The organism is Acidithrix ferrooxidans (genome assembly GCF_000949295.1).
GTDB lineage: Bacteria > Actinomycetota > Acidimicrobiia > Acidimicrobiales > Acidimicrobiaceae > Acidithrix > Acidithrix ferrooxidans.
This window is the reverse complement of sequence record NZ_JXYS01000030.1, coordinates 1-19651: the sequence shown is the minus strand read 5'-3', so window position 1 is coordinate 19651 and position 19651 is coordinate 1. Positions and strand designations below refer to the sequence as shown.

Annotated in this window: 17 protein-coding genes and 1 rRNA gene; 8 read left to right on the top strand and 10 right to left on the bottom strand. The window is 45.7% G+C overall.

Annotated elements, in window-relative coordinates; all coding sequences use genetic code 11:
• The first annotated feature begins 5 nt into the window (after positions 1-5).
• The 3 genes from AXFE_RS06675 (at position 6) to AXFE_RS18360 (ending at position 2544) form a co-directional block, all read left to right on the top strand.
• Positions 6-875, top strand: coding sequence for a DMT family transporter (locus AXFE_RS06675; RefSeq protein ID WP_052605121.1), 870 nt, complete (start codon positions 6-8; stop codon positions 873-875).
• A 301-nt stretch (positions 876-1176) separates the two neighbouring features.
• Positions 1177-1893: an alpha/beta fold hydrolase gene (locus AXFE_RS06670; RefSeq protein ID WP_160291755.1), complete on the top strand. Its 717-nt coding sequence runs from the start codon at positions 1177-1179 to the stop codon at positions 1891-1893.
• 369 nt (positions 1894-2262) lie between these two features.
• The gene (locus AXFE_RS18360; protein ID WP_082058546.1) at positions 2263-2544 is read left to right on the top strand and encodes a WhiB family transcriptional regulator; all 282 of its coding nucleotides are present in this window, start codon (positions 2263-2265) and stop codon (positions 2542-2544) included.
• An 822-nt stretch (positions 2545-3366) separates the two neighbouring features.
• Here the strand turns inward: AXFE_RS18360 and fdhD are convergent.
• Both fdhD and mobA read right to left on the bottom strand, forming a co-directional pair.
• Positions 3367-4236 carry a formate dehydrogenase accessory sulfurtransferase FdhD gene (fdhD, locus tag AXFE_RS06665; RefSeq protein ID WP_052605119.1) on the bottom strand — a complete coding sequence of 290 codons (870 nt, stop codon included), beginning with the start codon at positions 4234-4236 and terminating at the stop codon, positions 3367-3369.
• A complete protein-coding gene (gene mobA / locus AXFE_RS06660) occupies positions 4233-4835 on the bottom strand; it encodes a molybdenum cofactor guanylyltransferase (protein ID WP_052605118.1) in 603 nt (200 codons plus the stop codon). The genes fdhD and mobA overlap by 4 nt, the downstream gene beginning before the upstream one ends.
• A gap of 290 nt (positions 4836-5125) precedes the next feature.
• Between mobA and AXFE_RS06655 the strand changes: the two genes are divergently transcribed.
• On the top strand, positions 5126-6370 hold the full coding sequence (locus AXFE_RS06655; RefSeq protein WP_052605117.1) for a Rieske 2Fe-2S domain-containing protein: 1245 nt from the start codon (positions 5126-5128) through the stop codon (positions 6368-6370).
• 748 nt (positions 6371-7118) lie between these two features.
• On the opposite strand, the gene AXFE_RS06650 is transcribed toward AXFE_RS06655, so the two are convergent.
• From AXFE_RS06650 to AXFE_RS06630, 5 genes are all read right to left on the bottom strand, one after another.
• Entirely contained in the window at positions 7119-8402 is a 1284-nt protein-coding gene (locus tag AXFE_RS06650; protein ID WP_052605116.1) for an isochorismate synthase, read from the bottom strand.
• Positions 8403-8415: 13 nt separating this feature from the next.
• A complete protein-coding gene (locus AXFE_RS06645) occupies positions 8416-9120 on the bottom strand; it encodes a ubiquinone/menaquinone biosynthesis methyltransferase (protein ID WP_052605115.1) in 705 nt (234 codons plus the stop codon).
• Positions 9117-9962: a MerR family transcriptional regulator gene (locus tag AXFE_RS06640; RefSeq protein ID WP_052605114.1), complete on the bottom strand. Its 846-nt coding sequence runs from the start codon at positions 9960-9962 to the stop codon at positions 9117-9119. Before AXFE_RS06640 ends, AXFE_RS06645 begins: the two co-directional genes overlap by 4 nt.
• Positions 9963-10423: 461 nt before the next feature.
• Positions 10424-11344: a PPK2 family polyphosphate kinase gene (locus tag AXFE_RS06635; protein WP_200891205.1), complete on the bottom strand. Its 921-nt coding sequence runs from the start codon at positions 11342-11344 to the stop codon at positions 10424-10426.
• Between the two features lie 36 nt (positions 11345-11380).
• Complete coding sequence (locus AXFE_RS06630; protein WP_052605113.1) at positions 11381-11836, bottom strand: MaoC family dehydratase; 456 nt, start codon at positions 11834-11836, stop codon at positions 11381-11383.
• A 474-nt stretch (positions 11837-12310) separates the two neighbouring features.
• On the opposite strand from AXFE_RS06630, the gene ygiD reads away from it, so the two are divergent.
• Complete coding sequence (gene ygiD / locus AXFE_RS06625; protein ID WP_052605112.1) at positions 12311-13084, top strand: 4,5-DOPA-extradiol-dioxygenase; 774 nt, start codon at positions 12311-12313, stop codon at positions 13082-13084.
• A 353-nt stretch (positions 13085-13437) separates the two neighbouring features.
• Here the strand turns inward: ygiD and AXFE_RS06620 are convergent, their stop codons facing one another.
• Both AXFE_RS06620 and rlmN read right to left on the bottom strand, forming a co-directional pair.
• Positions 13438-13782 carry a hypothetical protein gene (locus tag AXFE_RS06620; RefSeq protein WP_052605111.1) on the bottom strand — a complete coding sequence of 115 codons (345 nt, stop codon included), beginning with the start codon at positions 13780-13782 and terminating at the stop codon, positions 13438-13440.
• 143 nt (positions 13783-13925) lie between these two features.
• The gene (rlmN, locus tag AXFE_RS06615) at positions 13926-14987 is read right to left on the bottom strand and encodes a 23S rRNA (adenine(2503)-C(2))-methyltransferase RlmN (protein ID WP_235347685.1); all 1062 of its coding nucleotides are present in this window, start codon (positions 14985-14987) and stop codon (positions 13926-13928) included.
• Between the two features lie 87 nt (positions 14988-15074).
• On the opposite strand from rlmN, the gene AXFE_RS06610 reads away from it, so the two are divergent.
• Positions 15075-15788 carry a VIT1/CCC1 transporter family protein gene (locus AXFE_RS06610; RefSeq protein WP_052605127.1) on the top strand — a complete coding sequence of 238 codons (714 nt, stop codon included), beginning with the start codon at positions 15075-15077 and terminating at the stop codon, positions 15786-15788.
• Between the two features lie 308 nt (positions 15789-16096).
• Here AXFE_RS06610 and mshD read toward each other — a convergent pair whose 3' ends face one another.
• Positions 16097-17044, bottom strand: coding sequence for a mycothiol synthase (mshD, locus tag AXFE_RS06605; RefSeq protein WP_052605109.1), 948 nt, complete (start codon positions 17042-17044; stop codon positions 16097-16099).
• 388 nt (positions 17045-17432) lie between these two features.
• Between mshD and AXFE_RS06600 the strand changes: the two genes are divergently transcribed.
• Both AXFE_RS06600 and AXFE_RS06590 read left to right on the top strand, forming a co-directional pair.
• A complete protein-coding gene (locus AXFE_RS06600) occupies positions 17433-17918 on the top strand; it encodes a type IV pilin protein (RefSeq protein ID WP_160291754.1) in 486 nt (161 codons plus the stop codon).
• Positions 17919-19564: 1646 nt separating this feature from the next.
• Positions 19565-19651: ribosomal RNA gene (locus tag AXFE_RS06590) — 16S ribosomal RNA — on the top strand; the annotation flags it as partial.

The following is a 19651-nucleotide window of genomic DNA, read 5'->3' as shown; positions in this document are numbered from 1 at the left end:
CTTTTATGGTGTACATTTTCTCAATTATTTCAGCAGTATTATTTTCCTTAGCTGCCTTTATTCAGCATCGGCAGGCTCAGCGCACACCACACTCAACCAACCTAAGGCTATCTTTGATTTCAAAGCTAGTTAAACGACCCTATTGGATCCTAGGCGTTTTCTTGGATCTATTGGCCTTTTTGGCTCAGTTCGTAGCACTAAAGCTCGGTCCTCTTCTAATCGTTCAACCAATTTTAGCCTTCGGCCTTACTTCAACTCTCCTCCTGGAGGCTATTTTTGGCGCCCATAAAGCGTCTAAGCGTGTTTTAGCTCTATCTTGCGTTTCTGCTCTTCTTTTGGCGCTATTTTTGGCAACTACCACCTTTGGATCTAGCCAAAGGGTCGTTTCGATATACGTCGGAACTTCTCTGAGCGCGTTTTGTGTAGTTGCATTTTTAGCCTTGAGGTTCTTTGGTGATAGATTGAACCCTACTCAACGAGGAATTGCGATGGGCGCTGCGGTGGGAACCTTGCACGGAATTGCCACTTTTACCACAAAGGTCCTTACGACGACCGTCGCATCCTATGGCTTTATTGGCGCACTGTCGAAGTGGCCCATCTATTCTCTCGTCATAATTGGCGCTATTGATGTAATTTTGACACAGTCGGCATTTCAAAAGAGCTCTCTTTCGGTTGTTATGCCCCTTATCAATGTCCTTGAGCCGGTAATCGCAATGGCACTTGGAGCAACCATTTTGGCCGAGACGATCCGGTCGCGCTTGGGGGGATTTGGCCTTCTTGCGATACTTGGGACGATCGCTTTATTGTCAGTGTTTGTTTCGAGGTCCGCCTCGGTCCTTGTGATTCAGGCGGATCAGAATCAGCTAAATAGTTGATTGGGATGTCGTTTGTTGGGCCGTAAGGCCTGCTAGGAGTTAGAAAGTTGGCACGACCTGAGATATTGACCTCTAGGGCACATATCCTCATATTAGTTTTCTCGGGTTTTTTGACCGAGTGTTGTCTTTTAGCAATAGCGGCAGCCAGGTTGGGGTAGCTTAGTTTTTTATTGGTGCCAACCGTTTTTGGTCATGGCGCGATTGAGTTCAAGGGTTTGAATTGAGTCGGTATTTTTTTGATTTGACGAGGAAATGTTGGCTTTCTTCGCAAGACTACGTTGTCTCAGATAGTTGTCGTTCGGTGATACTGTTAGTTCATGGACAGCCCGGCAACGGGGAGCTTTGGGGGGATCTACCCAGCCATCTGGCGGATAGCTTTGATGTTTTGAGCTACGATCGGCCAGGTTGGGGTAGTAACTTAGATGAGCCTCTTGATTTGGCAGGTAATTCCCGAATCCTAGACGAAGAGATTAAGAAGGTCCGAAGCGCGTTTTCTTTGACGGGCAGCGGCTCACGACCGTTGGTGGTGCTCGGCTATAGCTATGGTGGCGCCATCGTGTTGGGCTCAAAGGAGGTGGTAGATGACGAGTCCATCTCGGTCCTACTTGTTGCGCCTGCAGCTGAGGTAAGTTCAATTGGAGAGATGGACCGGCTCTTTGAGACTAAATTTGTAGGGCAACTGCTCTCTTTGATCTCTGCAACTCTATCTAAAATTGCCACCCGCGATAAAGTTTTGGGAGTGCTTCGCCATGCTCATTCGCTTTGGTACGAATCGGTTACGATGCGTAGTGATTTTGAAGCGCTGTCAAAGACATTGCCACTACAGCGGCCAGTCATTGTCGTTGCCGGCCTTCGCGATCGAATCGTTCCACCAACTTCGATCTCCAAGTTGGCATTTTGGCTAAACAATCCAGATATCGAATGGGTTACCCATGGATCTCACTTGGTCGTCTGGCGATCTCCGAATGTGATCGCAGAGATAGCTCGTTCGCGGGCCGTTAAATCACGAAAAGTTTAGGATTTTTTTGGTATTATGAATAATTAGTTACAAAAATAAAAAAATAATAAATGAAACTAAGTTGAAACATGGTTAACTTGTACTAGAACTTGTATTATCAAGTTGTTTACCAAGTTGTGACAAAAGGTTAAGGTCGGATCGACTCGTAGAGATGCGATATCGGTCGAGTTTGCAATGGAATGTAAACAACGCGGGGACGTATCGATTCGTCTAGGCGAGTAGGTCTGATGTGTCGATAGATGTGTCTTTATCTTTATGGTAGGGACGTTTGTATGTACTGGATGGCTTTTGGCTGGGGGCTAAGAGAAGTCAAGGATCTGAAGGTCTGGTTTTTTGCACCAATTCCGGAGGTTGTGAACGGTGGAGTCTATGAAGCAAGCAACGTGGAATTACGAATATTGGCGACCACGAGCACTGTGTAAGGATTATGAGCCTACTCTTTTCTTCCCAGTAGGGGTTACAGGGGAGGCTGAGGTTCAAATTCGATCTGCTAAGGTCGTTTGTGCGCGCTGCCCAGTTGCGATGCAGTGTCTTGAGTTCGCGCTTCGAACAAATCAAGAGTACGGAATTTGGGGCGGAAAAGACGAGGAAGAGCGCCGAGTTATTCGAAGGATGAGACGACAGCGCCGTAAGTTGGCTGCTGCATCTTAGCAGTATTTATCGACTTTAATTAATTCTCGTCCTTGTTGAAAAGGCGTAGTATTGACCTAAGTCTTATTTCGCAAAGCTGTTTTTATGAAGCTGACCGTGAATATATCGCTAATTAATATTGATTCGGTTATTTAGGGTCGAGCATTGGCCTATTTCGCAAGTCCGTAAAGAGATAATCTGCCTAGTAACGGGATATATGCATCGATTTTGTAATTAATTGAAAATGAAGTGGTAATACAAGATGATTTGATTGAAACAAGTTCCAGAAGTTGCATTCTTACTTGGTTTTTATTTGGCTGCACGCTGGTGATTGCGGGCACAAATGAGAGTTGATATTTTGGTTAGGTGACTCCAAATACCGGATACTGATTTTTTATCATTTTTCCCTATGGGGATGGAAATTCGCGCCCGATTTTAACTTGTGCTGGGCTTTATCGGGTTGTATTTGCTACCGAAGAGGAAGAAATTGGGATAGGACTGTCTTTTGGTTCTTGTGATTTTTTATCCAATTGGACTTTGGCCCACGAGTAGGTTTTGATTTTTGTCCGTGTCTTCTGTGGTATTTTGGGTCGTGTTTTTTGTTGTGAGTGTAATATTTAAAACCTTATCCTCTAAATCAAGTTTTCAGGTTTCCCCTAGCTTGTTTCATCCTATTAAGATACCAGCAGTATTATGCTTGATTTATCTTTGATGCCTTAGTTCGGGGTTAGGATGGATAATAGATCGCCTTATTTTTTTATCCGATAGAAATCGCGAAGTCGTTAATTTTTGATATCGCTTGGGTTTGGCCTTTTTCTCCCTTCGATGATTGTTTCTGGGGCCCTAAATGATTCTCTCGGGGTGTGAGTAGATGTTAAATCGACGCATCGATGTGAAGCCTACAACTGTTAGATTTGCACGATCTGCAAGGTCGAGTGCCAATGAGCTGGGAGCGCCGACTGCAACCACGATTTCGACTTTGGCCATCAGGGCTTTTTGAATCAACTCTAAGGCTATCCTGCCTGAAAGAACCGCTATTTTGTCTTTGAGAGGGAACTGGTCTTTGACCAAAGACGCACCGATTGCTTTGTCTAAAGCATTGTGGCGACCTACGTCTTCTCGGACCAAGAGTGCCTCGCCTTTTAAATTAAAGATTCCCGCGGCATGTGCGCTTCCGGTTTTATGAAAGAGTTTCTGTCTTTTTCTAAGGGAATCAGGTAATTCGAACACGATGGACGAATCGACACTGACTGTCTTTGGAAGTGGCGACTCATCCTGAAAGATGTCATCCAGAGTAGTGGTGCCGCAGATTCCACAAGCGCTTGAAATAGGGGTCGACCGGTTTCGTTCGATTACCTTGGAAGTTCTGAGTGTGACTGTTACTACGTTGTAACGTTGTTCCTCACTTTCGACGAGATTGCAGTAGCAGACATTAGCAAGATGACTCTTTTCTTTGATGACACCTTCACTGATTAGATAGCCGATTGCCAGATCGAAATCATTTCCAGGAGTACGCATTATGGTTGCAAGTCGAAAAGGATCGCTCGATTGGTCGTTTATTCTAATCTCAAGTGGCTCCTCGGTTAGGACCTCGTCGCTCTTTGAGCGACGAGTAGAACTAGTTGCCTCTGGGCCGGATTGGGATCGTTCAATGGTAGTTATCAACCGATGGGTGGTCGAATGGCGCAGATTTCCTTCTACCTTAATGCTCACAATATCCTCCGGGTTACTTTAATTCGCTTTAAATCTTTGGGTCTATCAACGTCGCTAAATGGTGAAAGTAGTCCCGAAGTCCGCCATTTGCAGTTGTCAAGTATTACAGTGGGGCCGGCGATAGCTTTTGATGTCGGGATATCTGGATCTATTGATGATAGTTCAATGGCTAAGTCGAGTGATCGGCAAGACCATCGGCTCGCCAGAATTTGACGGTGTCCATCGTAGGGTATGACATTGGAACTACTCGGAAAATATGCAATGGACCTAAGGACCTGGGGAGTGAGAAGGGGCATGTCTCCGGCCACGACCAGAAGGCCCATTGGGTCTCTATTATGACGGGCTCGAATGTGAATCCAAGCAATGGCGATCGCAGATAAGGGTGATTTATCTTCGGTCTCTGGGACCTGGGGGAAGTTGCTGTATGATCGTCCTGCTTCGTATGCGACTCCACCGAGGTGAGCTATTGCCATAATCGGAAAGTCAATCACACGTGAAGCACCCAGGTTAGCCTTTAGCTTGTCTGTTCCAAAGCGTGATGACCGACCTCCACTTAGCAACAAGGTGGTTGGAGGTGCCGAATAAACATTTGAGTTCACTATGAGAATGTTAGTAATCCACAAGGAATAAAGCGTCGCGCTCCCTTGGCGTTGGTCGGTTCGGGCTAAAGAGTTCTATGATAAAGGTGCAAGATTTTCGTCGTACCTTTTGATTTATTATTTAAATCATTTTCAGGCGATCTCGACAGAGGGTTGGTCTTGATCAGCGATTGTTCAATGAGATCTAGTGAACTTTACGATGATTTTGAGGTGGTAGTTTATTTTGGGTGATACAACTATCGCCTAAAAGGGCTCTAGCTTTAATGTTGGGTTTTTAGAAAGGTATCTTTTTGGGAGTAACTAGGGCGCAAAAGATGACTCCAGGATGGATACTTTTGCCGTTGCGCATCTTTTTGGGAATTACATTTACATTTGCAGGCGGCCAGAAGCTTGCAAATCCGGCTTTTTTCAACTCTGCTAATCCAGCCTCGATTCAAGCACAATTGAATGCATATGCGCTTAGGAGTCCCCTACACCTGCTGCTTCAAATAGCGATGAAGGCTCCGGTGGTCTTTGGAGTTTTGATTGCTGTTGGCGAAATTGCAGTTGGAGTAGGCATTTTGCTGGGGGTTTTTACAAAGGTGGCCGCATTCGGTGGCCTAACGATGTCATTCATTTTATTTCTCTCAGTTTCGTTTCACTCCAATCCCTACTACACCGGTTCAGATATCGTTTTTTGCTTCGCATGGACAGCGTTTTTATTTGTTGGTGATGGTGGAGTTATGTCGCTAGCCAACGTGATATCAAGACGTCGCCACCCCTTATTGGCTGAACCGTCAGCATTGATCGCGGGTATTGAATTTTCACGCATCATGCGAGTCTGTGGCAACTTCGACGATGGTAAGTGTGCGAAGTTGGATGGTTTGAAATGTAATCAGCGGTTATGTCCTGTGCTGAACGAGTTTTTTGTTAGCGGTGGTGGCCAAGAGGATCCCAAGACATCGCATCGACCATATTACGATTCGACTCGTCGAAGATTTATAGTAACCGCTGGTGCCGCGGGAGGTGCTGCTGCTCTTTTAGGCGGTGCAAGCGCGGGTTTCGGGCGCGCACTTGGTTCGTCAAAGTCATCGTTCGGAGTTGCCGCTTCAAATTCAACCAATTCAACAAGTCCAGCTTCGACTACAACTTCTACTACCACACCATCTTCCACTACCACTACCTCTGTTTCAACGGCGAATGCAGCCAAGACGAAGAAGACTGTCGCTGCGTCGGGTCCAGTTCCCAAGGGGACTCCGGTAGGACCAGCCACTGGAGTACCGGTGGGCAAGGTGGCATCTTTTGTCGACCCAGCATTAGGACAACCAGCCTATGTGCTTCATCCTAAGACTAACGAATTTGTAGCTTTTTCAGCCGTTTGTCCTCATGCGGGATGTACGGTTCAGTATGCCGGATCTGATCTTTTTCAATGCCCATGCCACGGCTCTCAATTTAACGCACTGACAGGTGCGGTATTGCAGGGTCCAGCACCTAGGGGCCTTACCCCAATAAAGGTTGTCGAGGGTCCCAATGGGCAACTTTATGTTGACGGCTGAGCCACCAAGGCCATGAGAGTTCCTGCAATGCCAAGATCGCGCTCGGGCGATCTTGGCATTGTTCTTTTATTTTTGCACCATCGCTACCTGGGAAAATAAGAAGTTTTATTATGCAACCGTGTCGATCAACTCGCTTTTGGAGTTTTGGCCTGAGACCAAAGGTGACTAGATAGTATTTGTAGCTTTCTTTGTGGAACTCTTGATTTTTAGATTTTCTTCGAAATGCTAAGAGGGTTTGGGGATATTGTTAGGGATATGGGTCCGGATGAATTGATAACGAGAGGGCTCGCGATGAATTCATCCGAGGGAATCTCTTAAGGCCATAGGTATTTTGCACCGTCGGTTTATGAAAATATGAGCTGCTTTTCTTGGTGAAACATTGTCGGCTAAGGCTGAGCGTGCCATCGAGCAGACAGGCAGGATAAATTGTCCTAATGCGGCTTTTGACCTAAAGTCTTTTGAGTTACTTTTGGGTGTGTTAGCTCTTTTGGCCTTGTGCGACTTTGATAGCACTTAGGACTTACCCCGTGCAGCTATTGTATTCTGGGTAAATTCTTAGGACGATCAAGAGTATCTTTAATTTGGTTTTCAATGCAATAAGCAAGATGTGTTAATGGCCATTGAGAAACGAAAAGTCAACGCAATTTAGGGGCCATGGAAAATGAGCATAGGCGGCTATATTCATCCATTTTCTAATGGCCGTTGACAAGATGCAAGGAGCTTTGACCCAGTGCATCTTGATTGGCTTTTAAGTGACAATGGGTAGCATTGCCGTCAACTTAGCCTGGACCTCTCTTAGTTCTTCATTGGGATCTGACTCATTTACAATTCCAACACCAGCTTGAAATTCAATTTCTAATCCATCGATCGATACAGTTCTTATCGTTAGATGCCACTCTCCATCACCACTTAGGTTCTGATATCCTATCGCTCCTGCATAGAGGTGTCTAGGTTCGTCCTCAATCTCTTGTATGAATGCTACTGCTGCTGCTTGAGGAATTCCAGCTACAGCAGGGGTTGGGTGGATCTTTAGCAGCAGATCAATAGAGTCTGTGTTCATTGGATCACGCAAAAGGCCTCTAATGGGTGTGCCAAGATGACAGATATCTCCGAAATTGGTGATACTTGGTGTCGTTGGGATATCAATACGCGCGGTACATTCGTTAAGGCGTGATGTAATGTGGTCGGTTACTACTCTGTGTTCGTGGTTGTCTTTATAAGAGGCGAGAAGGGCGCTCTCGTTTCCTGTGGAAGCAGTCCCTGCCAATGGGTGACTTTCAAAGAAGTCGCCCTCTCGCCTGATTAGCAATTCTGGCGTGGCACCAATGAGATCTCCATACGAAAACGAAAGGGCACCTGGATACCTCTCGATCAATCGAGATAGGGAACGCATTCGATTTAGCGGTTTTTTGAGGTTTAGGGTAGTTCTTCTGGAGAGGACGATCTTTTCGAATTCTCCGTTTCGAATCCGGTCTATTGCACTTATCGCTTGATTTAGCCAGCTTTGGTCGTCCACCGTAAAGGCCAGATTGGAAGGAGCGCAGCAGTCACCACTACAGGCTTCCTCGTGTGGCTTGATGATTTTGCCCGAGAGTGAGTCGGCTAGTGCGGATAACTTGTTTGCGGCGTCGTTTTGATCTGAACCAATTACCGCGAGGCGGCTTTGTTCTTCTGTGATGTTGATCACAAAGCTAGGTACGTAGAGATATGTTGGTTGAGTCTTAGGGTCGAACGGAATGAGGCCGAAAATATCTATTAGTGATGCCGTTTCGGGCCTATCTACTTTGAAATTTGAAGTGATTTCACGGATCTTGGACTTTGGATCAAGCGTTTGTGTGGTCAGGTAGGGACCACTCGCAAGCACCATCAATCCAGGTCGCATGAAGACGATTGCACTGCCGTTTTGTATTTCGTCGCGAAAGATCCCCATGACACGATCTTTGTTCAGCGATTCCCCCAAATTACAGCTGTTTGCAAATATTAGACCCTCTTCTTCGATTGGACGTGATGGTAATTCTTTTCTATTTTGCACTGCGGCTAATCTCCTACGCCTTTGTTGCAGTAATGACTTGAGCGGCACCCATCATGAAGTACTTGAACTCAACTGCTTCAAAGCCAGTCCTCTTTATCAATGCTTTTAGTTCATTTTCTTCTGGAAGGTATGATGTGGAAGCAGGCAGATATTTATAGGCTTCCCTAGAAGACAGGGCAGCTCCAATAGCAGGTACGATCCGATCAAAATAGATGCCGTGCAGTTCTTTGATAATTGGCCTTTTCGGACGAGCAACTTCGACTAATGCAACCTTGCCGCCTCGGCGTAGCACTCGAGCCATCTCAACTAAAGTCGCCTCCAGATCAACGAAATTTCTTAGGGCGAATCCACATGTTAGGCCGTCAAAACTTCCATTTTTGAATGGAAGTTTTGACGCATCACCTTGAATTAAGTCGTGTTGATTTGATGCCGCAAGCATACCGAACGAGAAATCGATACCGACTACTCGATAGTTTTTACTTCCAAGCATTCTCACAAAGTCTCCAGTACCACAAGCTACGTCAAGCATCAATGAATTTGGACGAAGCCCAAGTTGCGCAATGGCAAAGGTGCGCCATTTTAGGTCCATTCTCATAGTCATCAGACGATTCACGAGATCGTAACGAGGCGATATTGTGTCGAACATCTTTTGAACGTACTGTGCCTTTTCACCGGGGCTAGGCAGGATTGATTGGATAGCTCGATTTGGTCGATTCATCTGTCTTTATCACCTTTTAGAAATTTGTCTTCGTATAACTTTGTGACTATTTCAGCTTCCAGAGGAGAGGCTGTTTGGTAGAACTTATTTTGAGCACGAATGGTCAAAAGCCTCGAGAAATGAAGAGAAATAAGTTCTCCGAGTGTCTTTTGGATTGTGGAGAATGTCTTGAATTCCTGCTCGATCTCGTTCTTGCTGGCGTCTTCAGGAACCCTGAGGTGGTGTTCGAATAACTCTATTGCGTCATCTATCGTTGATTCCATTCGCAATGCATGGTCTTTGGCGATCGATAGAAGATCCGAGAAAGGTAAACCATATCCGAGAAGTTCAAGGGCAGCTTCGGCCATTCGTATATCATCGGAGTTGAATATCTCTTTTTCGCCTACTGTAAGTGGATGCAGTATGCCTTCTTGAATCATGGCTTTGACGAGTGGTACCGGAATCCCAATCTTGTTAGAGAATTCTTCAAAACCCAGGGCTATAGGCGGTGTTTGCGAGGGCCCATCGAACAAAGCTTGATTTAGTCGTTCCGAGATATCCTTCAAAGAGAAACCTACCGCCCTAAGCTGGCTGATTCTTTGTAGACGTTCGAGGTGCGATCTGCAATATAGGCCACGTCGACCGACTCGAAGCGGGGGAGGCAGGAGCCCTTTTTGCTGGTAAAACCTTATTGTATCGATAGATACCTGAGAAAGGTTTGCCAATTCATCAATGGTGAGCTCATCCTTTTCGACCGATTGACCTACCTCGGACGAATTTTCAACTTCGACGGCGTCATCAGATCTTTTTTGCCCCTCGGAATGGTTATGGGACGAGTCAATGCCTGACGATTTTATTGTCATACTCTAATTGTACTAGTGCTAGCTCTAATTGAGTGAGCTTTTGCTCTAATTGATTTTACTCACTCGACTATTTGGGCGTTGCAATGTCTACACCTCTCGTAAGCTCTAGAAGTTGGTCTGTTGCACTGTGAGCATATGTAGACCTTTACTTTTCGGGATAGGATCGATCGGGAAGCAGAGACCAGCATACCGCCGATTGCAATCACAAACAAAAACTCGATTGCGTCTCTAATGAGTTTCATCTTTAGACGTCCTTTTTTGTCGGTTCGGTCATCTCTGAGGTGGAGTGAACGAAGAGTTTATTCCGAGAGCGCAAGTCTTTTGGACTTTGATCTTGCCCACAGTCCATTTTTTGATTGGGCGACCACTTTTGGGCCAATGACGCTTGCTGGCTATGGATTTAGATATCTCTTGGAATTGCTAGGGGGTCATTGGTCCAATAGCTAAGTGTCGCATAGCTCTTACTTGATAACAACCTTAGATAGGTTTGGCTCTGGTGGTGGATACTGCGGGTTCATCTTTGTTATGGTGTCGACCAAGAGGTTTACGATTGCCCAGTCCCGGTACCACTTGTGGCGTGCTGGCACTACATACCAGGGTGCAAAATCAAATGAAGTTTGTGAAATTACCGATGAATAGGTTTCCATATATGGAGTCCATAGCTTCCGGGTCTCTAAATCGGCGCTCGAGAATTTCCAGTTTTTTTCAGGGATGTCAATGCGCTCTTGCAATCGTTTTTTCTGTTCGTCCTTTGATATATGCAAAAAAATCTTTATGATCGTCGTTCCTGAATTGGCAAGGTTGGATTCGAAGGCCTTGATCGTATTGATTCTGCGCTCTTGTTCATGTGAATCGATCAGCGAGAGGACCTTTGTGGCAACTACATCTTCATAGTGAGATCTGTTGAATATTCCGATTTCCCCCTTAGCGGGAAGTTTGGAGTAAATTCTCCAAAGAAAGTCGTGTTTGAGTTCCTCTCCTATCGGTGCGCGGAATCCGCTAACATCTACCCCTTGAGGGTTCACCCCTCCGAAGACACGTCTGATTGTGCCGTCTTTTCCACCGGTATCAAGCGCTTGCAAAACCATGAGAAGGCTCCGCTTGGACTCCGCCCAGAGGCGGCCTTGAAGTTCTTCGAGCTGAACGTGAAGTTTTGCGACCGCTTGATCTAGTTCTGCCTTGCTGGAGGTAGTTCCAGGTGTTGCGGTTGAATCAATCTCTGAGAGATTGATCTTTTTGCCAGGGTGGACCAATAGATGGCGCTCGGCGTGGGTTGACTCGCTCATAGTTTTGTCCTTTAATTTGTCGCCAAAGAGGCGATTTATGTCAGGGTGAATAGCCATGGGAAGAAATTGATATCCACTTTCTTCCCATGAATTCATCACTAAGGCATTGTCCTTAGATTCTAGGTGTCTTTGCTAGAGATAGTATCGAAAAACTAATTGGGCCACGAGGGATGGCTTTGGGGCTCCTTCGACTTCGATTGTCACGTCGACCTGGTTTTGGACTCCTCCTGCAATCTCTTCGACGCCAGCGATTGCCGCTCCAAGTCGAATCTTGGAACCGGACGGAACAGGAGAAGGAAATCGGACTTTATTTGAGCCATAGTTCACACCCATTTGAACACCCGTCATCGTCATAACTTCCGTCATTAACGTCGGCACTAGGGATAGCGTGAGATATCCATGCGCTATGGTAGTTCCAAATGGCCCTGCTTTGGCCATCTCTTCGTTTATATGTATCCACTGATGATCACCTGTTGCATCAGCGAACGCATTTATTTGTTCTTGAGTCACAATATGCCAATCTGAATATCCCAGATGTTGGCCGACCATAGCTTTTAGCTCTTCAATTCCATTAATAACAGTTGCCATGTACTATTTCTAGCACCCTGGAATTTGGTGGGCCAGAGATTTTGATATTGCCAGCACTATTTGAGGGAATTGCTCTCTGACACAGTGGAATATTCTTTGGTGTGATTGCTCTTTTTGCGAGTCGAATCCCCTCCATCAGTTCTATTGCTACTTCTTCTTTTATCTATCGTCTAAAAGGATTGGTTTGTCGATTCGATTAGTGTGCGAGCGGTATCTAGCTCATCCATTGATTTTGGTGAACCTGGCAATTATATGGCCTTTGTGGTCTTTGTCAAACGATATTCATGAGTATTGCCCTTATGCCTGAAATTTCATAATCAATATCTCGAGGCTGTCTTTAGGTGAATTTTCCATGGCAGAGGTCCGAAACTATCAGTCGGGAATTTGTTGAGGGAGAGTTCGGTTAGCTAGGATAGTTAGAAACAAGTTGCGTACGCAACTTGTTTTGTCGATTTGATATTTTTAAAGGACGTCATGACTGAAACCTTAAAGCCAACTTTTTTTGGACATGGAAGTCCGATGAATGCGATTGAAACTAATAGATATTCGCAAGCCTGGCGGGAATATGGACGTTCGATTCCAACACCTAGAGCTGTTCTAGCGATCTCTGCCCATTGGTACATAGGTGCTACGGCTATCACCACAATGAATGTTCCCCGAACGATCCACGACTTCTATGGTTTTCCCCAGCCACTTTTTGATTTTCAATATCCAGCGCCCGGGGACTCAGAGGTTGCCAAAGAGGTCATTGATTGCGTAAAGCCGCTTTGGGTCGGTTCGGACGAAGATACGTGGGGATTAGACCATGGTACCTGGTCGATCTTGTGTCACATGTTCCCAGAAGCTAACGTTCCAGTACTCCAGCTTTCTATCGACTCTACTAAGGACTTTTCTTACCATTTTGACCTAGGAAGAAAATTGGCAGCCTTGAGCGAACAGGGCGTATTGATAATGGGAAGCGGCAATGTTGTTCACAATTTAAGAAGGATTGATTGGTCTTCTCCCGATGGGGTCTTTGACTGGGCACGCGAGTTCGATCTAACGGTGTCTGGCATTTTGGCGACCGATCCAAAGGCAATCCTAGGGATCGAGGATAATAAGAACTACCGACTTTCTTCGCCCACGCCCGATCACTTTCTGCCGTTGGTATATCTGGCTGGGATGGCTTATGAGACAAAGTCGGATATTTCAAAGATTATTGAGGGGTTCAACTATGGATCTCTCTCCATGGCAGCCTATTCTCTGTAGAGGTGAGATCCTTTTGGGATCGGTCTCCGATCTATAGATCGATTGGCGTGCGGATATACTTGCACTTTGTAGACCTATCCATACAGTGGTCATGATTGTAATGGTCGTTGGGAACTGCAAGTTAGTTGCCACGAAAAATGCACACAGGTGGCCATTACTTTTGCATACTTACCTCTAGCCACGGTTTCGGCTTTTCACATGTTGCATAGTTTTGTATGGTCGAGATCTAGTAGGGCCTTTATTTGGTGATCTATCTCATATTTGAAATTAAAGAAAAACCGGAGGACCTTTCGAGGTCCTCCGGTTTTTGTTAGCTGTGCAAAGCTAGTGGTTCTGGAATGGGAATGTGTGGTTTATCGGAAGTAATATCGCTTATATTCCCTAGAAGAAGGATGGATAAGGAAAGCTACTACGATTCCGCGAACCAAAATCGTAACTAAACCGGCGAAGAAGAGACCTTTGGAGATGTACAGAAGGTAGATCAATACCGGCACGCTAGCTCCAACCAGCGCTACCCAATATCCCCATTTTTTTTCGTTTGCTAGGCCGAAGGCTCCGACCGCTTCCACCAAAGGAAGTAAAATGCCAAGTCCGCCGAAACCAAAGACCAGGTCAAGTACAGCATTCAGGTAGAGCAAGAGCTGTGCGGTGTTGAGCATCTGCGGAAGAGAACGATTATATAATCGCATTTGTTGCATTTTAACTCCCTAACGCTTTCGCGTTTTATCTTACCAAATCGAAGTTCTTCATATAGAAAAACTTACTTTCTGATTATCTATCATAAAATTGTGGCTCCGGTTTGATGAGCCTGTTAAGTTCCTTGGAAGACCTTACTAGTTTTTCAGTCAATCGGATCAGGTCTTGGCGAAGAAGACCTCTTTCGTGGGCTCATTTGAGTGGTCAATTGCCCGCACGCTGCAGCTATCTGATTTCCTCTGTTCTGGCGGATTGTTGCATTTACATCTAGCTCTAAAAGCCTATTTCGAAATCCTTCGACGATTTCAATTGGGGAACCAGGATACGGCCAGAGCGGTGTCGGATTCAGTGGGATCAAATTGACGTGAGCACTTAATTCTCGCGCGATCTCGGCAAGCTCAAAAGCATCCGCTGGGGAGTCGTTGATTCCATCCATCATCGCCCATTCAAAGGATATTCTTCGATTTTGCTTACTTTGGTAATACTTAAGCGCTTCGATGATTTCACCCAGAGGATATCGGGAATTGATTGGTACGAGCTTTGATCGCTTTTCATCGTTGGCGGCATGGAGGCTAACTGCCAATGAAATTGGCATCGGTGAGTCTGCAAGCCTTCTAATCCCAGGAGCAATTCCAACCGTTGAGATAGTTATATGGCGAGCAGAGATTCCAAATTCGAAGTTGATCGCTCCTATAGCGTCGATCACGGCATCGTAGTTAGCCATAGGCTCGCCCATGCCCATAAATACGATGTTGGACAGTCTTCCTCCGAAGATGTCTCTAGACGTCCTAGAGGCTCTGAAGATCTGTTCTAGAATTTCGCCTTTTGTGAGATGGCGAAAGAAGCCTGCTTGTCCAGTGGCGCAAAAGACGCACCCCATTGCACATCCTGCCTGCGATGAGACGCAAAGGGTGACTCGATCCGAATAGGCCATAAGGACTGATTCGATTTCACGCGAGTCAGAAAGTGAGTACAAGGTCTTGATCGTCTTTTTATCATCCGTAAAGAGCACTTCCTTTTCAGATAGAGCCAGAGACATCTCACCCAGGGAGCTCAAATGCTCGCGAAGAGCTTTTGGCAGGGTTGTTAGTTCGCTTGGGAGCGAATAGTTCTTATAGAGGCCATTCCAAATTTGGTCAAAACGATATCGAGGCTCATTTTCAATAAGTCCTTTTAATTCGCTACGACCTAAGTCAAAGAGAGTCATTGTCAATTACGCTTAATGTTTATGGGTATTAAACCGGGGAACCTTACGGAATTGATTCATAAAAAATCAAAAGAAGTTAACAATTCTATGATCAATGACGATCAGGCCATGCATGATGGTCATCGTGACATTAGTGGCGGCGCTGCCAGGGCGGCAGTTTTTGGAATATCTGACGGCCTAGTATCTAACGTGACGTTAGTGCTAGGAGTTGCTGGAGCACATCCTAGCTCTGGTCTTGTTCGTTTGGCAGGATTAGCTGGCCTCATTGGCGGGGCATGTTCAATGGCTATTGGTGAGTTTGTCTCGATGTCAGCTCAAAGGGAGTTATTCCAACGTGAAATAGCTATTGAAGCCGCAGAAATAAGCAGGAGACCTGAGGGTGAACAGCGTGAGCTCGCGATGATCTATGAGTCTCGCGGCGTACCACGAAAGGTGGCCGAAGAGTTCGCATCACACATGATGCTTGACCCTGATATTGCGCTCGCAGCACACGCCAGGGAAGAGCTCGGAATGGATCCGTCCTCGATTGGTTCTCCAATTCAAGCAGCAATCTCGTCGTTCGTAGCTTTTGCCGTTGGAGCTCTTCTTCCTCTTTCCCCCTGGTTTTTCACCACGGGGTCGGCGGGTATCGTGACTTCAATCATAATTGCAGTTATTGCGTCGATTGTAATTGGGGCGGCATTGGCTTGGGCGACGGGTCGTAGTGCATTCAAGACGATTGCTAGACAGCTTATTTTGTCGGCCATTGCCGCCGGCGCTACCTACACGGCCGGTAGATTGATTGGATTCTCGGGGGCCTAAAGCGCCTCTGTGAAAATTGAATTTCGCTTGACCAATCAGTGAAGTTGACTTCGGGTCGTCTTTGTCGTCGGCTCAATGCACGGAATTCTTTTAAGTCTTTACGTGAGGCAATTTCGCTTTGGAAGTTGGGTTTAACGCTTTGTGGCCGCAGTTGGCGCTAGAACCTGGAAGTGTGATTTTTCTTGGACTCTAGTGCCACTCGTGGCTGGCGCGGAATGACAGACAAACACATAGGGCATTTTGAAGATCGACTCTTTTGAAATTCCCTATGAAATAGCTCGCCACTCTTTTATTTTAGGATGGTTTTATCATCCAGTTTTATCATCTATAGGTGAAATGTCGGTGGGTGAAATATCGGCGACATAAGCAAAGTCAAAGTGATCTGGATGAAACCCTAGATGGCGATACATGGCTAGCGCATTGGTGTTCTCTGCATCGACATATAGCATTGCTAATGGCATGCCAATGGATGCAAGGTGTTGCAGTCCTGCGATTGTTATTTTGCGACCAATGCCCATACCACTAAATTTTGGGTCTACTCCTATTACGTATATCTCGCCCATTCTAGGGCTCGAATCACCATGGACCTTGGTCCAGCAAAAAGCAGCTAACTCCTCATCGACAAAGTGCAAAAGGAAGCCGCTACCGTCAAACCAAGGTTCCTTTTGTCGCATCGAAAGTGTCTCATGAGTCCAACCTCCTTGTTCGGGGTGGTTTGCAAATGCTCTGTTGTTGACATGCAGCCATTTTTCATCATCTTTCCCAACGACAAAGGGACGAGTGTCGATTTTGGTTTGGGAATGCCAGTCCTCTAGCGGCAGTGGTCGTCTCATCTGTATCAGCTGTCGACCAGCTACAAAGCCAGCTTCTATAAGAACCCTTTCTAGCTGGGAATTGTTGTTTGAGAGCCATACGTGCACATGGCCGCCACCGTGTTTTGCAATTTCACCTAGGGATCGCTGGACTAGCGCGTGTGAAACCCCCATCTTTTCATTGCGGGCCATCGGGTGTACTACAAGTTCTAGTGCCCAGCTATCGTTTCCAACCGAGATCTGGGCGTAACCTACAAGTCCTTCAGAATTTATGGTGCGTGCGGTGAAACCCCACACGCCTTTTCTCCCGCCATGGACAAGGTCAAGCCAGCTGTGGTCTCCAAGCGCTTTGTGCTTGTCGAAACTTTCGGCATCGCTTACTAGCTTTGCGATATTACTGATCTCTTCTTCGCCGCTGCGAAGTGCAATTATCAGTTCTTCCATACCAGAAATCCTAATGTGTTTTGATTGGCACCATTTTGGGTTATGAAACTTTAGAGCCTTGGCGCCGGTTTGCTTTTTGTTGATAGGCGAGCGCATTTGTGCATCGAGGGTTGAATTTGAGGAAATTAGTTGAGCTCTGTGCCGACCATATTTTTGCGCATCTTTGTATTCGGTGGCTCGCAGAACTGCCCTCAGCGCGGCTCACTTGGAACTTTTGACCGTGAAGGGCCGACAATAAATTTGTGGGAACGAGATCCAGTTTTAAGAAAGCTTAGATATTTCTCTAAAGAAATTTTTGAATTTTATCGAAGAGTTAAGTGGCGGTACAGGAGAGATTCTCGTGTTCATTGGCCGCCAAAACATGGACGTGACCAAAACAGGAGATCCAATGAAGGCAATCAAACATTTTTTACATAGAGACCATGAAAGCGACGATGGCTTTACCCTCATCGAATTGATGGTAGTGGTCCTAATCATGGGAATTCTCATGGCAATTGCCATACCGACATTTTTAGGAGCTCAATCGGGGGCTCAGAATGCAGCGGCTAAGTCTGACGTTACAAATGCGCTTACTGCCGCGAAGTCTTATTTCACCAACAACTCGGGGACTTATAGCGGCTTGACCACTTCGGATATGAAATCCTTGGAACCGTCTTTGACGTACGTTGCTACAGTGCTCGCCTCTGGAGCATATGCGCCAAGTACAGTTGCGGTCGCCAGTGATGGGTCGGGGGGCATATGTCTCACCGAACTGTCTAAGACGGGTATTTACTATGGCGTCTATGATCCAGGAAATGGAGCCATTAAATACATGAATGGCACTACGTCGCCTTGGTGCGGCACTTCGTACGCTTTGACTGCTTGGACTGAATGAGTTCTAAACGTGTGATAAGCGGATAAGTTCGAGTACGACGTTTCGATGGCATGGACACACCTAGGTTTACGGTGCGTCCATGCCAGCGTTTTGCTCTTACCGCACCAAGCGATGTTGTTAGTTGGCTTGGTTGGGATAGGTCCTTTTCAACTTTAATCAAAGTCCCCTTCAAATGTTATTTTTGAGAGTCTAGCTAAAATTGCGGCAAGAATCTGGAATTGTCGTTGTAGCTAGGTTCAAAAGATTCCTATCAATTCCTTGGGCTGACCCAAACGGGAGATCTAATGAAGGCTTCCAAGATGTTTCTTCATTAGAGTTTATGATAGTGATGATAGCTTCACGCCGATCGAATTGATGGTAGCGATCCTAATCATGGAAATTCTAATGGCGATTGCCATTTTGGCATTTGTTAGGCGCTCAAACCAGCGCCCAGGATGCAGCGGCTACCTCCAATATTACTAATGCGTTCTTGGCGGCGCAGGTGTTTTATACAGATTATGGTAGCTACAAGTCGATTAGTGGTCCTGTGTTAGATTCACTACAGCCCGCGTTGTTGTTTGTGACTGATGGTTCAGTTCTTTCGAGCGTTCCTAATGGGGTAGAAGTTTTGCATGATACTCCCAAAAAGGCAGTATGCCGTTTTGAATTACTCGGCTTCAAGCATTTATTTTGGGGTAAACGACAATCCCTCATTAGGTTAAAAACTTTTACTTAGACAGTCTTGCAGCTCGGTACTAGCGATGGGTTTGATAGTGTCGAGCTGGCCGTACTTCTAGATTTCTAGTAAAATTAGCATTACCTATTGACCATAGAGAGTCCTGACCAGGCAGAGGTCAGGAATTCTGATTGCTACTACTAACTGTTTACAGCCGGGCATACCGTTCGCGACACGGTGGATATAAATAGTTTCCAGCTTCACGCCTCGTCAAATGGGTTTGAGATCAGTGGTGCGATTTGGCAGATTCCGCTCATTCCCTTCCACCCCTCACCCCCCCCACAAACATTTTTCAAAAAATCCAAACAAAATTGCAGCAACTCACCATCAACCCTTATAGATTTATAAGTCCGCTTTGAAAGCCACGAAACATTCGTGAAACACAAATGCGAAGGAATTCTGAGATCATTTCTTATTCCACAAGGGAAAAGAGCTCTTGGGCTCCTTGAACTAAGGCATAAGAGATGATCCAACGGAAACACTTTTGTAGCGAAAGTGAAAGCTAGTAGTTAGCTAAAGCCTTAGATATGATTTATCTATCAAAAGGACAAGCTAACTTCTAAAAGCTAACACCTAGCTATATAAGGGCCGCTCCTTGACAACGAAATAGGATGAGAAGCATAGCTAAATGAGATTCATATAGCGTGCATTCGAATTACAGCCAGTTTTGGTCTGTTGAACGACTTTCATATCTACAGAGTCGTAACGACTTAATAGGTGAGCCTAAAGCAACTAACTGATAAGTATCAAATAACTTAGGTACTTACTAGCCAAAGCCAAAGACACATATCACCTCTTAGAGAAACGAAGACACCTGTTCTTATGAATTCGATCAACAACTTCTAAACAAGTACAGACCTAATCAATTCAAAATTTTGAGAAACTCAAAAAAATCAGTAATTAGCATTGAATTAAAGCTTTTTCATCAATTTCGATGGAGAGTTTGATTCCTGGCTCAGGACGAACGCTGGCGGCGTGCTTAACACATGCAAGTCGAACGGTTTATAAGGGCTTGCCC

Coding starts and splice junctions, on each gene's coding strand:
- AXFE_RS18360 (WP_082058546.1), top strand. CDS start 2,263: ATGAAGCAAGCAACGTGGAATTACGAATATTGGCGACCACGAGCACTG.
- ygiD (WP_052605112.1), top strand. CDS start 12,311: ATGACTGAAACCTTAAAGCCAACTTTTTTTGGACATGGAAGTCCGATG.
- AXFE_RS06610 (WP_052605127.1), top strand. CDS start 15,075: ATGATCAATGACGATCAGGCCATGCATGATGGTCATCGTGACATTAGT.
- AXFE_RS06630 (WP_052605113.1), bottom strand. CDS start 11,836: ATGGCAACTGTTATTAATGGAATTGAAGAGCTAAAAGCTATGGTCGGC.
- rlmN (WP_235347685.1), bottom strand. CDS start 14,987: ATGACTCTCTTTGACTTAGGTCGTAGCGAATTAAAAGGACTTATTGAA.
- AXFE_RS06645 (WP_052605115.1), bottom strand. CDS start 9,120: ATGAATCGACCAAATCGAGCTATCCAATCAATCCTGCCTAGCCCCGGT.
- mshD (WP_052605109.1), bottom strand. CDS start 17,044: ATGGAAGAACTGATAATTGCACTTCGCAGCGGCGAAGAAGAGATCAGT.
- AXFE_RS06620 (WP_052605111.1), bottom strand. CDS start 13,782: ATGCAACAAATGCGATTATATAATCGTTCTCTTCCGCAGATGCTCAAC.
- AXFE_RS06675 (WP_052605121.1), top strand. CDS start 6: ATGGTGTACATTTTCTCAATTATTTCAGCAGTATTATTTTCCTTAGCT.
- AXFE_RS06600 (WP_160291754.1), top strand. CDS start 17,433: ATGAAGGCAATCAAACATTTTTTACATAGAGACCATGAAAGCGACGAT.
- AXFE_RS06635 (WP_200891205.1), bottom strand. CDS start 11,344: ATGAATTCATGGGAAGAAAGTGGATATCAATTTCTTCCCATGGCTATT.
- AXFE_RS06640 (WP_052605114.1), bottom strand. CDS start 9,962: ATGACAATAAAATCGTCAGGCATTGACTCGTCCCATAACCATTCCGAG.